The organism is Salmonella sp. SAL00672 (assembly GCF_046552175.1).
Taxonomy (GTDB): Bacteria; Pseudomonadota; Gammaproteobacteria; order Enterobacterales; family Enterobacteriaceae; genus Salmonella; species Salmonella enterica.
The window spans coordinates 563,932-577,277 of the sequence record NZ_JBGDUQ010000002.1 but is presented as its reverse complement, the minus strand read 5'-3'; the positions used below and the strand labels follow the sequence as shown (position 1 = coordinate 577,277).

The 13,346-nt window shown below is 55.5% G+C and carries 14 protein-coding genes; 10 read left to right on the top strand and 4 right to left on the bottom strand.

What is annotated here, in order from left to right:
- Position 1: 1 nt before the first annotated feature.
- The 3 genes from hycC to hycA all read right to left on the bottom strand — a co-directional run bounded on the left by hycC (position 2) and on the right by hycA (position 3,043).
- Positions 2-1,828, bottom strand: coding sequence for a formate hydrogenlyase subunit 3 (hycC, locus tag ACLJTG_RS08565; RefSeq protein ID WP_000097036.1), 1,827 nt, complete (start codon positions 1,826-1,828; stop codon positions 2-4).
- Positions 1,828-2,436: a formate hydrogenlyase subunit HycB gene (hycB, locus tag ACLJTG_RS08560; RefSeq protein WP_001079164.1), complete on the bottom strand. Its 609-nt coding sequence runs from the start codon at positions 2,434-2,436 to the stop codon at positions 1,828-1,830. The genes hycC and hycB overlap by 1 nt, the downstream gene beginning before the upstream one ends.
- Before the next feature lie 145 nt (positions 2,437-2,581).
- Positions 2,582-3,043, bottom strand: coding sequence for a formate hydrogenlyase regulator HycA (gene hycA / locus ACLJTG_RS08555; protein ID WP_000158074.1), 462 nt, complete (start codon positions 3,041-3,043; stop codon positions 2,582-2,584).
- A 209-nt stretch (positions 3,044-3,252) separates the two neighbouring features.
- Between hycA and hypA the strand changes: the two genes are divergently transcribed.
- From hypA to flhA, 6 genes are all read left to right on the top strand, one after another.
- Positions 3,253-3,609, top strand: coding sequence for a hydrogenase maturation nickel metallochaperone HypA (gene hypA, locus ACLJTG_RS08550; protein WP_000544461.1), 357 nt, complete (start codon positions 3,253-3,255; stop codon positions 3,607-3,609).
- A 68-nt stretch (positions 3,610-3,677) separates the two neighbouring features.
- Positions 3,678-4,550, top strand: coding sequence for a hydrogenase nickel incorporation protein HypB (gene hypB, locus ACLJTG_RS08545; RefSeq protein ID WP_000337636.1), 873 nt, complete (start codon positions 3,678-3,680; stop codon positions 4,548-4,550).
- Positions 4,541-4,813 (top strand): hydrogenase 3 maturation protein HypC, encoded by a 273-nt coding sequence (gene hypC / locus ACLJTG_RS08540; protein WP_000334871.1) that lies wholly within the window; start codon positions 4,541-4,543, stop codon positions 4,811-4,813. The genes hypB and hypC overlap by 10 nt, the downstream gene beginning before the upstream one ends.
- Entirely contained in the window at positions 4,813-5,934 is a 1,122-nt protein-coding gene (hypD, locus tag ACLJTG_RS08535; protein ID WP_001212962.1) for a hydrogenase formation protein HypD, read from the top strand. Before hypC ends, hypD begins: the two co-directional genes overlap by 1 nt.
- A complete protein-coding gene (hypE, locus tag ACLJTG_RS08530) occupies positions 5,931-6,941 on the top strand; it encodes a hydrogenase expression/formation protein HypE (protein ID WP_001059962.1) in 1,011 nt (336 codons plus the stop codon). Before hypD ends, hypE begins: the two co-directional genes overlap by 4 nt.
- Before the next feature lie 218 nt (positions 6,942-7,159).
- A complete protein-coding gene (gene flhA, locus ACLJTG_RS08525) occupies positions 7,160-9,238 on the top strand; it encodes a formate hydrogenlyase transcriptional activator FlhA (RefSeq protein ID WP_000122692.1) in 2,079 nt (692 codons plus the stop codon).
- Between the two features lie 61 nt (positions 9,239-9,299).
- On the opposite strand, the gene ACLJTG_RS08520 is transcribed toward flhA, so the two are convergent.
- The gene (locus tag ACLJTG_RS08520; protein WP_001117944.1) at positions 9,300-9,644 is read right to left on the bottom strand and encodes a nitrous oxide-stimulated promoter family protein; all 345 of its coding nucleotides are present in this window, start codon (positions 9,642-9,644) and stop codon (positions 9,300-9,302) included.
- A 181-nt stretch (positions 9,645-9,825) separates the two neighbouring features.
- Here ACLJTG_RS08520 and sitA point away from each other — a divergent pair, with 181 nt between their 5' ends.
- The 4 genes from sitA to sitD are packed head-to-tail and all read left to right on the top strand — an operon-like array spanning position 9,826 to position 13,257.
- Complete coding sequence (sitA, locus tag ACLJTG_RS08515; RefSeq protein ID WP_000182930.1) at positions 9,826-10,743, top strand: iron/manganese ABC transporter substrate-binding protein SitA; 918 nt, start codon at positions 9,826-9,828, stop codon at positions 10,741-10,743.
- Complete coding sequence (gene sitB, locus ACLJTG_RS08510; RefSeq protein ID WP_000083153.1) at positions 10,740-11,561, top strand: iron/manganese ABC transporter ATP-binding protein SitB; 822 nt, start codon at positions 10,740-10,742, stop codon at positions 11,559-11,561. Before sitA ends, sitB begins: the two co-directional genes overlap by 4 nt.
- Positions 11,558-12,418 carry an iron/manganese ABC transporter permease subunit SitC gene (sitC, locus tag ACLJTG_RS08505; RefSeq protein WP_001104336.1) on the top strand — a complete coding sequence of 287 codons (861 nt, stop codon included), beginning with the start codon at positions 11,558-11,560 and terminating at the stop codon, positions 12,416-12,418. Before sitB ends, sitC begins: the two co-directional genes overlap by 4 nt.
- Positions 12,409-13,257, top strand: a complete 849-nt coding sequence (gene sitD, locus ACLJTG_RS08500) for an iron/manganese ABC transporter permease subunit SitD (protein WP_001626393.1) — start codon at positions 12,409-12,411, stop codon at positions 13,255-13,257. The genes sitC and sitD overlap by 10 nt, the downstream gene beginning before the upstream one ends.
- The last annotated feature ends 89 nt before the right edge of the window (positions 13,258-13,346 follow it).

Below are 13,346 nucleotides of genomic sequence, written 5' to 3'. Positions count from 1 at the left end.
TTCAGGCTCCTCGTGAAACCACAATCACCACCAGCACCGCCAGCTCAATCAGCGCCAGACGACGGAACAGCACCGCGGCCGCCGCGTTCTGCCAGCCCGGCACCAGCGATACCGGGTTCAGCCATTTACGCAGTTTGAGTACCGGGGCAAAGGCCTCTTTCACCGGCATGGCGAAACCGTGCGCGGTAATCACCATCGACTGCTCATGGTCGTAGCCGCACACCCAGGCCGCGCCGCGAGAACGCGACGGCAGACGGTTGCCTTTGAACATCGCCATAATGATGAACGGCAGTAGCGGACAGGCGACCAACAGCAGCGTGATCATCGGCTGCGATACGGTGGTGTGCGCGGTTTCCAGCGGCAACGGTACCGCAGTGGAAATCATCGGCAGCAGCCACGGCGCGGCAATCCCGCCCAGTACGCAGCAGATAGCCAGCGCAACCACGCTGACGCCCATCAGGATCGGCGCGCAGCTGGCGTTTTCAGCTTCCTTCGTGCGCGGCGCGCCAAGGAACGTCACGCCGTACACTTTCGCCATACACATCACCGCCAGCGCGCCGGTAATCGCCAGGCCAACCGCCAGCAGCGGTCCTAACAGACGACCAACAAACGCGCCGCTGTTGCCCAGTTTGAAGAAGGACTGGTAAATCACCCACTCGCCGGCAAAGCCGTTCAGCGGCGGCAGCGCCGCCATCGCCATCAGACCGACCAGCATGGCGATAGAAATAACCGGCATCCGTTTACCAATACCGCCCAGTTTTTCGATGTCGCGATGACCGGTACGGAACCAGATGCTGCCCGCGCCCAGAAACAGCACGCTTTTGAACAGGCTATGGTTCAGCAGATGATAGAGCCCGCCGGTCAGACCCAGCGCGATCAGTACCGGCTGATTGAGAGCAATCCCGGTAACGCCTGCGCCCAGACCGAGCAAAATGATGCCGATATTTTCCAGCGTGTGATAGGCCAGCAGGCGCTGAATGTTATGCTCCATCAGCGCGTACAGACCACCGACAAAGGCGGTGATCATCCCAAGCACCAACAGCGCCACGCCCCACCACAGTGGCGCATTGCCGCCAAGCAGAGATAGCGTGAGAATGCCCAGCAGCCCGATTTTCATCACCACGGTCGAGAACAGCGCGGCGGCGGGAGCGCTGGCGTTGGCGTGCGCCTGCGGCACCCAACCGTGTAGCGGGATAATCCCGGCCAGCAGACCAAAGCCGATAACGCCGAGCAGCCAGATATCGGAGCCCAGCGGCAGTTGCTGAGCGCGTTGATCCAGCAGCCCCAGATCCAGCGTGCCGTAGCGCTGCCACACCAGCCAGCAGGCGATTGCCAGCAGCAGCGTACCGAGACGGCCCAGCGCAAACCACAGTTTGCCCTCTTTGCTACCGCCGGTGAGGAACACGGCGCAGAGCGCCATGATTTCCGCCATCACCACCATCGTCCCCAGATTACTGGCGACCACGGCGCAGACGGCTGCCGCCATCAGCAGGTTGATCAACAGTCCGTTGGCTTTTACCTGTGGATGGCGATGCCAGTCGATATTGAACAGGCTGACGAACAGGCCGCACAGCCCCAGCGTAATCAGCCAGATAGCATTCAGCGGCGTAATTTGCAGCATGTGGCCGGTAAACGGCATCACGCCGCTAACCGTAACGGCGCTGGTCAGCGCGGTGAACCCCGCGCCTGCCGTACACAGGCTGCCGACCGCGCCGCCGATACCGGCAATCCAGCCGCTCAGCGCTTTATGAAACGAAAACAGAAACGCCAGAACGGCGGCGGCGGCAAACCACGCGACGCCGCTAGTAATCAGTGAAAGTGAACTCATTATGCATCCCCACTCTGAGCCTGCTGAAACAAGGTGAGATCGCCAAAATCGGTATTAAACGTCAGCTCACGTTTACGTTTGCTGGCGCGGGCGATATCCGTGTTCTCCACCAGGTGTAGCGCTTTAGTCGGGCACATCCGCACACAGGCCGGGCCTTGCTCGTCAAAGCTGCACAGGTCGCATTTCACCGCAATAGCGCGTACGCCCGGCACCCAGTCGAGCAACGTACTGACGCGCGCAGGCGCTGGCGGCGCGGGCGGCGCTTTCGGCGTATTGGCGTTCGCCGGAATATGCAGCGGACGGCTGCCGGAAAACTCAATAGCGCCAAACGGACAGGCAATACCACACAGTTTGCAGCTCACGCACAGGCTTTCATTAAGCTGGACAGCGCCGTCAACGCGATTAATCGCGTTAACCGGGCATACCGTGGCGCATGGCGCATCTTCACAGTGGTGACAAAGCTGCGGCGCAGATTCTTTTTCATTCAGCATCACTTTCAGGCGCGGCATTGACTGCAGGCCATGCTGGCGATGCGTCTCTGAACAGGCGGCCTCACAGGTGTGGCAGCCGATACAGAGAGTGGAGTCAGCAATTACAAAACGATTCACCAGGCATTCCTCAGGTGATTGTCATTTTTGACGAAAACATGCCGTTGAAATGTCATTTTCGACACTTATCGACACGCCCATCCCCAAAACATTCATGACATGGCGCAACGCCACATCGCGAATCAAAGCGGGCAACGCCTCAGGCTTATACCGCCGGGCTGTGTCCCTTTACCAATTGACGCAAATTAACCGGCGAGTTGGTTTCTACAGCGGTATAGAGGCTGTCGTAAACGCTGGCGATTTTTTCCAGATAGTGCTCCAGCACCTGCTCGCGATCGCGGTTGTTAACCCGTTCATCAACCTTGCCGTCGATATCGAGCTGCGCCTGTGCAATCAATTGTTTATCTTCGCCATCTTTGGTTTCAACGTAGTACTCAATGGTGTGGCTGTTAAAACCATCCGCCAACGCGACGTAAATACGAAAGTGCTCAAACAGGACAAAGCAAAGATCCCTTTCCGGCGCGCAGCTCATTGCGTGATGCAGGCGCGCTTTCGAGAGGGTGATCCCCTGAACCAGCGAGTTGCAGTAAATATGCCACTGGTCCTGTAGGCGACGATGCCGTTGCGCGATGTAATCGGCCTTTTCGCTTATTTCCCAAATAGTCATGTCAGGTTACCCGTTTAACAGAGATGCCTGCGTTAAGCATTTTCCATGCCAATTTTTAACTTATTGTTTTTAATGGCAGACGAGCACAGTCACTGCCGTTTCGACGCGGTGACGACATGTCATTTCGTCATCGTCGACATTAACCTGCCAGGGGATAAAAATATTGGCATAAATATTGCTTTGCAGGGGCAACCACTACGGGAGGCGATATGCACGAAATCACCCTCTGCCAACGGGCACTGGAATTGATTGAACAACAGGCTTCAGCATACGGTGCAAAACGTGTGACAGCCGTCTGGATCAAAATTGGCGCATTTTCTTGCGTGGAAACCAGCGCTCTTTCCTTTTGTTTTGATCTGGTATGCCGCGGCACGATAGCAGAAGGTTGTAAACTGCACCTCGAAGAACAGGAAGCCGAATGCTGGTGTGAGCATTGTCAACAATATGTCACGTTGTTAACCCACCGTGTACGTCGTTGTCCGCAATGTCATAGCGATACACTGCGAATTGTGGCCGATGACGGCTTACAAATTCGGCGCATAGAGATTGATGAAACTGAAGATTAATGCCGGATAGACGCTCGCGTCGCCATCCGGCAGAAAGCCTGTAACAAGAAAAAGATCAGGAGTAAGCGATGTGTACGACTTGCGGTTGCGCTGAAGGCAACCTTTATATAGAAGGCGATGAACATAATCCGCACTCAGCGTTTCGTAGCGCGCCCTTTGCCCCAGCGGCTCGCCCGGCGCTGAATATTACCGGCATTAAAACGCCTGACTTTGCCCCAAGTCAGACCGCAGAAGGCGATCTGCATTACGGCCACGGCGAAGCCGGAACCCACGCGCCTGGTATGAGTCAGCGGCGGATGCTGGAGGTTGAAATCGACGTGCTGGACAAAAATAATCGTCTGGCTGAGCGCAACCGCGCCCGTTTCGCCGCCCGCCAGCAACTGGTGCTCAACCTGGTGTCCAGCCCCGGGTCCGGTAAAACCACCTTGCTGACCGAAACGCTAATGAAATTGAAAGACCGTGTACCGTGCGCGGTAATTGAAGGCGACCAGCAGACAGTGAACGACGCCGCCCGCATCCGCGCTACCGGCACGCCCGCCATTCAGGTCAACACCGGTAAAGGCTGTCATCTTGACGCGCAAATGATCGCCGACGCCGCGCCGCGCCTGCCGCTGGATGACCACGGTATTCTGTTTATCGAAAACGTCGGTAATCTCGTCTGCCCGGCCAGCTTCGATCTGGGCGAAAAGCATAAAGTCGCAGTGCTTTCTGTGACCGAAGGTGAAGATAAGCCGCTGAAGTATCCCCATATGTTTGCCGCTGCGTCGCTCATGCTGCTCAATAAAGTCGATCTGCTGCCCTACCTCAATTTTGACGTTGAGAAGTGCATCGCCAGCGCGCGTGAAGTGAACCCGGAGATTGAAATTATCCTGATTTCCGCCACCAGCGGCGAAGGCATGGATCAGTGGCTGGCCTGGCTGGAGGCGCAGCGATGTGCATAGGCGTGCCGGGTCAAATCCGCGCCATTGACGGCAATCAGGCAAAAGTTGACGTCTGCGGCATTCAGCGCGACGTCGATCTCACATTAGTCGGCAGTTGTGATGAAAACGGTCAGCCGCGTCTGGGTCAGTGGGTGCTGGTTCATGTCGGATTCGCCATGAGCGTCATTAACGAAGCGGAAGCGCGCGACACGCTCGACGCGCTACAAAATATGTTTGATGTTGAGCCGGACGTCGGCGCACTGCTGTATGGTGAGGAGAGATAATGCGTTTTGTTGACGAGTACCGTGCGCCGGAACAGGTAATGCAGCTCATTGAACACCTGCGTGAACGCGCCGCCCTTCTTCCTTACACTGCCGAACGTCCGTTGCGCATTATGGAAGTCTGCGGGGGTCATACCCACGCGATTTTTAAATTTGGTCTCGATCAGTTACTGCCCGAAAACGTGGAGTTTATTCACGGCCCCGGTTGTCCGGTCTGCGTGCTGCCAATGGGACGCATCGACAGTTGCGTGGAAATCGCCAGCCATCCGGAGGTGATTTTCTGCACCTTTGGCGATGCCATGCGCGTGCCGGGGAAACAGGGTTCTCTGTTGCAGGCTAAAGCGCGCGGCGCGGATGTGCGTATTGTTTATTCTCCGATGGACGCGCTGAAGCTGGCGCAGGATAACCCGACCCGCAAAGTGGTATTTTTCGGGCTGGGCTTTGAAACCACCATGCCGACCACCGCCATCACGCTGCAGCAGGCAAAACAGCGTGACGTGCGAAACTTCTACTTTTTCTGCCAGCACATTACGCTGATCCCGACGCTGCGTAGCCTACTGGAGCAGCCGGACAACGGCATTGACGCCTTTCTTGCGCCAGGCCACGTCAGCATGGTCATCGGCACCGAGGCGTACCAGTTTATCGCCGCCGATTTTAATCGCCCGTTGGTGGTGGCTGGATTCGAACCGCTTGATCTACTGCAAGGCGTGGTCATGCTGGTTGAGCAGAAAATAGCGGCCCTAAGCCAGGTTGAAAACCAATACCGTCGCGTGGTGCCGGATGCCGGAAACATGCTGGCGCAGCAGGCCATCGCCGATGTGTTCTGCGTTAATGGCGACAGCGAGTGGCGCGGCCTGGGCGTGATTGAATCCTCCGGCGTCCACCTGACGCCGGAGTATCAGCGCTTTGACGCCGAAGCGCATTTCCGCCCAGCGCCGCAACAGGTCTATGACGATCCGCGCGCCCGCTGCGGCGAAGTGCTGACCGGCAGATGCAAGCCGCATCAGTGCCCGCTATTTGGTAAAACATGTAATCCAGAGACCGCGTTCGGCGCGCTGATGGTCTCTTCCGAAGGCGCATGCGCCGCCTGGTATCAGTATCGTCAGCAGGAGTGTGAAGTTTGAACAATATACAACTCGCCCACGGCAGCGGCGGCCAGGCTATGCAACAGTTGATTAATAGCCTGTTTATGGAGGCCTTTGCCAACCCGTGGCTGGCGGAACAAGAAGATCAGGCGCGTCTGGAGCTGGCGCAGCTGACGGCGGAGGGCGACCGTCTGGCGTTTTCTACCGATAGCTATGTGATCGATCCGCTCTTTTTCCCCGGCGGCAATATCGGCAAACTGGCGATTTGCGGTACGGCGAACGACGTAGCGGTGAGCGGCGCGATCCCCCGCTATCTCTCCTGCGGCTTTATCCTTGAAGAAGGGCTGCCGATGGAGACGTTAAAAAGCGTGGTCAATAGCATGGCGGCGACCGCGCGGGAAGCGGGTATCGCCATTGTAACCGGCGACACCAAAGTTGTGCAGCGCGGCGCGGCGGATAAATTGTTTATCAACACTGCCGGCATGGGGGCGATTCCCGCCGATATTCGCTGGGGCGCGCAAACGCTGAGCGTTGGCGATGTGCTGTTAGTCAGCGGTACGCTTGGCGATCACGGCGCCACTATCCTCAACCTGCGTGAGCAACTGGGACTGGATGGCGAGCTGGCGAGCGACTGCGCAGTATTAACGCCGCTAATTCAGACGCTGCGTCATATTGACGGAGTGAAGGCATTGCGTGACGCCACGCGCGGCGGCGTGAATGCGGTCGCCCATGAGTTTGCGGCGTCCTGCGGTTACGGTATTGAATTGTCCGAATCCGCACTGCCGCTCAAACCTGCCGTGCGCGGCGTCTGCGAGCTGTTGGGGCTGGATGCCCTGAACTTTGCCAACGAAGGAAAACTGGTGATTGCCGTTGAACGGCAGGCCGCAGATCGGGCGTTGGCGGCATTACGCGCGCATCCGCTGGGACGTGATGCAGCGCTGATTGGCGAAGTCGTGGAACGCAAAGGCGTTCGCTTAGCCGGACTCTATGGCGTGAAGCGAACCCTTGATTTGCCACACGCCGAACCATTACCTCGTATATGCTAGCAGCCTGTTGGCAGCATACTGTAGGCCGGATAAGACGCATTTGCGTCGACATCCGGCATTAACGCTGCATGAACGCCTGATGGCGCTTTGCTTATCAGGCCTACGGAGTGTGTGACCAGCGAGTTTGCGGTCAGCCATCCGGCAATAACTTACGACTTATACCTATAATTCATTTACCGTTTTCGCACCGTTTTGCGGTATTTTCCTGGAAAAGCAACATGTCGTATACACCCATGAGCGATCTTGGACAGCAAGGCCTGTTCGATATCACTCGTACCTTATTGCAGCAGCCCGATTTGGCGTCGCTCAGTGAAGCGCTTTCGCAACTGGTAAAGCGTTCAGCGCTCGCCGACAGCGCCGGCATTGTGCTATGGCAGGCGCAGTCGCAACGCGCACAATATTATGCGACGCGAGAAAATGGCCGTCCTGTTGAATATGAAGATGAAACCGTACTGGCGCACGGCCCGGTACGTCGCATCCTTTCTCGCCCCGATGCATTGCACTGTAATTTCCATGAGTTTACCGAAACCTGGCCGCAGCTTGCCGCGAGCGGCCTCTACCCTGAATTTGGTCATTACTGTCTGCTTCCTTTAGCCGCGGAGGGCCGTATTTTCGGCGGCTGCGAATTCATCCGTCAGGAAGATCGCCCCTGGAGTGAAAAGGAATATGACCGTCTGCATACGTTTACCCAAATTGTCGGCGTGGTCGCCGAGCAAATTCAAAACCGGGTAAACAATAATGTCGATTATGATCTATTGTGCCGCGAACGCGATAACTTCCGTATTCTGGTTGCGATTACCAACGCCGTCCTGTCGCGTCTGGATATTGATGAGCTGGTAAGCGAAGTCGCAAAAGAGATTCACCACTATTTCAATATCGACGCGATCAGCATCGTGTTGCGCAGCCATCGCAAAAATAAGCTGAATATCTACTCCACCCACTACCTTGATGAGCATCATCCGGCGCACGAACAGAGCGAAGTCGACGAAGCCGGCACGCTCACGGAGCGCGTCTTTAAAAGTAAAGAGATGCTGCTTATCAACCTCAACGAACGCGATCCGCTTGCCCCCTACGAACGCATGCTGTTCGATACCTGGGGCAATCAGATCCAGACGCTTTGCCTGCTGCCGTTGATGTCCGGCAAGACGATGCTTGGCGTGCTCAAACTGGCGCAGTGCGAAGAAAAAGTGTTTACCACCGCCAACCTCAAGCTGCTGCGTCAGATTGCCGAACGGGTAGCCATTGCCGTGGATAATGCGCTGGCCTATCAGGAAATCCACCGTCTGAAGGAACGCCTGGTCGACGAAAACCTGGCGCTCACGGAGCAGCTTAATAACGTCGACAGCGAGTTTGGCGAGATCATCGGACGCAGCGAAGCGATGTACAACGTGCTCAAGCAGGTTGAGATGGTGGCGCAGAGCGACAGTACCGTGCTGATTCTGGGCGAAACGGGAACCGGTAAAGAGTTGATTGCCCGCGCCATTCACAACCTGAGCGGACGTAGCGGGCGCAGGATGGTAAAGATGAACTGCGCCGCGATGCCGGCGGGGCTGCTGGAAAGCGATTTGTTTGGTCATGAGCGCGGCGCGTTTACCGGCGCCAGCGCGCAGCGGATTGGCCGTTTCGAGCTGGCGGATAAAAGCTCGCTGTTTCTGGATGAAGTGGGCGACATGCCGCTGGAGCTACAGCCTAAGCTGCTGCGCGTCCTTCAGGAGCAAGAGTTTGAACGTCTCGGCAGCAATAAACTGATCCAGACCGACGTGCGGCTGATCGCCGCGACTAACCGCGATCTGAAAAAAATGGTCGCCGATCGCGAATTCCGTAACGATCTCTACTATCGGCTGAATGTTTTTCCGATCCAACTTCCTCCGTTACGCGAACGTCCGGAAGATATTCCACTACTGGTCAAAGCGTTCACTTTCAAAATCGCCCGCCGAATGGGGCGTAATATCGACAGCATTCCCGCCGAAACGCTGCGCACGCTTAGCAGCATGGAATGGCCGGGGAACGTTCGCGAGCTGGAGAATGTCGTCGAGCGCGCCGTGCTGCTGACGCGCGGCAATGTGCTACAACTGTCGCTGCCGGATATTACCGCCGTAACGCCCGATACCTCGCCTGTTGCGACTGAAAGCGCCAAAGAAGGCGAAGATGAATATCAGCTTATTATACGCGTGCTGAAAGAGACCAATGGCGTAGTGGCTGGACCAAAAGGCGCGGCGCAGCGTCTGGGGCTTAAACGAACCACCCTGCTGTCGCGTATGAAGCGATTGGGTATTGATAAAGACGCGTTAGCGTAACGGGTTGCCGGATCTGATCCGGCCTGGAGATGATGCGCGCCGTAGGCCTGGCGCTTCCCCTTCACTTCTTGCGCTGATATTTTTCCGGCAATTCCGGAACGGGGCGCTTATCGTCGATAAGGTGCCGCACGGTCAGGACAGGATGCCGCCAAAGCATTCGCGGACCTGCCCAACGCATAATCTGCTTCATCTCCTCGCGTTTAGCCGGCTGATAGCAGTGCACCGGGCACTGCTTACAGGCGGGTTTTTCCTCGCCAAATACGCATTTATCAAGACGTTTTTGCGCGTAGGCGAACAGCGCCTCGTAATGCCCCTGCACCGCTGACGCCTGTGGGCACTGGCTTTCATACAGCGCGATCATTTTTTTGATCGTCAGTTTTTCACGAGCGATACGTTTACCAGGCATCGTGCTCTCTCCGAACATTAAGGTGTATTTATTTTACACCTTATCCCTCTTTAGCACTATCACTGCATATCGTCGCCATTTCGCAAATAAGAATTATTTTCATTTATTCATGCCTTGTGCTATATAACATAGCAAAGGCTATATTCGATGATTAATTAACCACATTGTTGCGAGGGATACTATGACGAATCTACATCGTCTGAAAACACTCCTGATTGCCGGTATTGTCGCGATACTCGCGCTATCGCCAGCCTATGCAAAAGAAAAATTTAAAGTCATCACCACGTTTACCGTTATTGCCGACATGGCGAAAAACGTGGCGGGCGACGCAGCGGAAGTCAGCTCAATTACCAAGCCCGGCGCTGAAATCCATGAGTATCAGCCAACGCCCGGCGATATTAAACGAGCGCAGGGGGCACAGCTTATCCTCGCGAATGGTCTGAACCTGGAGCGATGGTTCGCCCGATTTTATCAGCACCTTTCCGGCGTACCGGAAGTCGTCGTCTCTACCGGCGTCAAACCGATGGGCATTACCGAAGGCCCGTATAACGGTAAACCGAACCCGCACGCCTGGATGTCGGCAGAAAACGCGCTGATTTATGTCGATAACATTCGCGACGCCCTGGTGAAGTACGATCCGGATAATGCGCAGATCTATAAGCAAAATGCCGAACGCTATAAAGCGAAAATTCGCCAGATGGCCGATCCGTTGCGTGCCGAACTGGAAAAAATTCCCGCCGATCAGCGCTGGCTGGTCACCAGTGAAGGCGCGTTCTCTTACCTGGCGCGCGATAACGACATGAAAGAGCTTTATCTCTGGCCAATTAACGCCGATCAACAGGGAACGCCAAAACAGGTGCGTAAAGTGATTGATACTATTAAAAAGCACCATATTCCCGCCATCTTTAGCGAGAGTACGGTTTCCGATAAACCGGCCCGTCAGGTCGCGCGTGAATCCGGCGCGCATTATGGCGGCGTGCTGTATGTCGATTCTCTGAGCGCCGCTGACGGCCCTGTGCCAACCTATCTGGATCTGCTGCGCGTCACGACCGAAACCATCGTCAACGGCATTAACGACGGACTGAGGAGTCAACAATGAGTCAATCTGCGATTACCGTTGATCAAGTCACGGTGACGTATCGCAACGGTCATACCGCCCTACGGGACGCCACTTTTCAGGTGCCTGGCGGTTCAATCGCCGCGCTGGTAGGCGTAAATGGTTCCGGTAAGTCTACGTTATTTAAAGCGTTAATGGGCTTTGTGCATCTTGCGCAGGGCGATATCACTATCCTGCAACAGTCAGTCAACAAGGCGCTGAAAAAAAACCTCATTGCTTATGTTCCGCAATCGGAAGAAGTGGACTGGTCATTTCCGGTGCTGGTAGAAGATGTGGTGATGATGGGACGCTACGGCCATATGGGCTGGCTACGCCGTCCCACTGCGCATGATCACGCCTGTGTTGACGCCGCGCTGGCGCGGGTGGATATGCAGGAATATCGTCACAGGCAGATTGGCGAGCTGTCCGGCGGGCAGAAAAAACGTGTGTTTCTTGCCAGGGCCATTGCTCAGGATGGACAGGTGATCCTGCTGGATGAACCTTTTACCGGCGTGGATGTAAAAACCGAAGCGCGAATCATCGATCTACTGCGAGAACTGCGCGATGAAGGCCGCACGATGCTGGTCTCAACGCATAATCTCGGCTCCGTCACCGAGTTTTGCGACTATACGGTAATGATTAAAGGAACCGTACTGGCCAGCGGCCCTACCGAAACCACGTTTACCGCCGCGAATCTGGAACAGGCGTTTAGCGGCGTTCTACGTCATATCGCGTTAAGCGGAGGTGAAGAGCACATCATCACCGATGACGAGCGCCCCTTTATTTCCCGGCGCGTGGCCAGCGGAGGAAAATCGTCATGAACTGGCTTGTTGAGCCGTTTGGCTACCAGTATATGCTCAACGCGATGTGGGTCTCCGCGATGGTGGGCGGTCTGTGCGCGTTTCTCTCCTGCTATTTGATGCTCAAAGGCTGGTCGCTCATTGGCGATGCGCTATCTCACTCTATTGTGCCTGGCGTCGCTGGCGCCTGGATGTTAGGGCTGCCCTTCTCGCTCGGCGCGTTTCTTTCCGGCGGACTGGCGGCAGGCAGTATGCTCTTTCTTAACCAACGCTCACGCCTGAAAGAAGACGCGATTATCGGGCTTATCTTCTCCTCTTTTTTTGGCGTCGGCCTTTTTATGGTGTCGCTCAATCCGATGTCGGTGAATATCCAGACGATTATTCTCGGCAACGTGCTGGCGATCGCGCCAGCGGATATTGCGCAACTGGCGATTATCGGCGCAGTCTCGCTGACGATTCTGCTGTTAAAATGGAAAGATTTGATGGTCGTCTTTTTCGATGAAACTCATGCGCGTTCTATCGGGCTTAATCCGGGTCGACTAAAGCTGTTGTTTTTCACTCTATTGTCCGTCTCCACCGTGGCGGCCCTGCAAACCGTTGGGGCGTTCCTGGTGATCTGTCTCGTCGTCACGCCGGGCGCGACAGCCTGGTTACTCACCGACCGTTTTCCACGTCTGCTCATGATTGCCGTCGTGATTGGCAGCCTGACCAGTTTTCTGGGCGCATGGCTTAGCTACTGGCTGGATGGCGCCACTGGCGGAATTATTGTCGTCATGCAAACCTTACTGTTCATCACGGCCTTTATTTTCGCCCCGAAACACGGTCTGTTAGCCAACCGTCGACGCGCCCGCCTGCAGAAGGAGCCGACATGTTCTTAACAACGTTACTGGAACCCTTTCAGTTTGATTTTATGGTGAACGCCCTTATGGTTTCGGTCATTGTAGCGATTCCCTGCGCCTTACTGTCCGTGTTTTTAGTGTTAAAAGGCTGGGCGTTAATGGGCGACGCAATGAGTCATGCGGTATTCCCCGGGGTCGTGCTGGCATATATTGTGGGGATCCCCCTGGCGATTGGCGCTTTCATTGCCGGATTATTTTGCGCTATCGCCACCGGCTATCTGGACGATAACAGCCGCATCAAACGTGATACGGTGATGGGCATCGTCTTTTCCGGGATGTTTGGCGCAGGTCTGGTGCTCTATGTTTCTATTCAATCGGAAGTGCATCTGGATCACATCCTGTTTGGGGATATGCTGGGCGTATCGCTGGGGGATATCGTACAAACGTCGGTTATTGCACTGGGTATTGCGTTAATCATAGGGCTGAAATGGAAAGATCTCCTGCTACACGCTTTTGACCCGCACCAGGCGAAAGCCAGCGGGCTGAATACCACGCTACTGCATTATGGCCTGCTATGTATGATTGCGCTGACTATCGTCGCCACGCTGAAATCGGTGGGCATTATTCTGTCGATTTCATTGCTTATCGCCCCCGGCGCAATTGCCATTTTGCTGACGCGACGCTTTGCGCGCGCACTGGGATTAGCGGTGAGTCTGTCAGTTATTACCGCTTTTACGGGCGTCTATCTGTCTTTTTATCTTGATAGTGCGCCAGCGCCGACCATCGTGGTATTATTTGCCATCGTGTTTATTGCGGTATTTATTTACGCAACATGGCGCGACAGGCGTAATGAAATCGTACCAGAGGCGCAAGGTTAACACTTTTTGCCTGCTATTCAGGAAACATACGGTCATAATATAGAGTAGTCTTATGGCGCTGGAAGGATTTCCTCTGGCAGGCAACCTCA

Bases quoted from the DNA above. Each gene is read 5' to 3' on its own strand.
- flhA (WP_000122692.1), top strand. From the start codon at position 7,160: ATGTCGTATACACCCATGAGCGATCTTGGACAGCAAGGCCTGTTCGAT.
- hycC (WP_000097036.1), bottom strand. From the start codon at position 1,828: ATGAGTTCACTTTCACTGATTACTAGCGGCGTCGCGTGGTTTGCCGCC.
- ACLJTG_RS08520 (WP_001117944.1), bottom strand. From the start codon at position 9,644: ATGCCTGGTAAACGTATCGCTCGTGAAAAACTGACGATCAAAAAAATG.
- hypC (WP_000334871.1), top strand. From the start codon at position 4,541: ATGTGCATAGGCGTGCCGGGTCAAATCCGCGCCATTGACGGCAATCAG.
- sitD (WP_001626393.1), top strand. From the start codon at position 12,409: ATGTTCTTAACAACGTTACTGGAACCCTTTCAGTTTGATTTTATGGTG.
- hypB (WP_000337636.1), top strand. From the start codon at position 3,678: ATGTGTACGACTTGCGGTTGCGCTGAAGGCAACCTTTATATAGAAGGC.
- hycA (WP_000158074.1), bottom strand. From the start codon at position 3,043: ATGACTATTTGGGAAATAAGCGAAAAGGCCGATTACATCGCGCAACGG.
- hypD (WP_001212962.1), top strand. From the start codon at position 4,813: ATGCGTTTTGTTGACGAGTACCGTGCGCCGGAACAGGTAATGCAGCTC.
- sitB (WP_000083153.1), top strand. From the start codon at position 10,740: ATGAGTCAATCTGCGATTACCGTTGATCAAGTCACGGTGACGTATCGC.
- hypA (WP_000544461.1), top strand. From the start codon at position 3,253: ATGCACGAAATCACCCTCTGCCAACGGGCACTGGAATTGATTGAACAA.
- sitC (WP_001104336.1), top strand. From the start codon at position 11,558: ATGAACTGGCTTGTTGAGCCGTTTGGCTACCAGTATATGCTCAACGCG.
- sitA (WP_000182930.1), top strand. From the start codon at position 9,826: ATGACGAATCTACATCGTCTGAAAACACTCCTGATTGCCGGTATTGTC.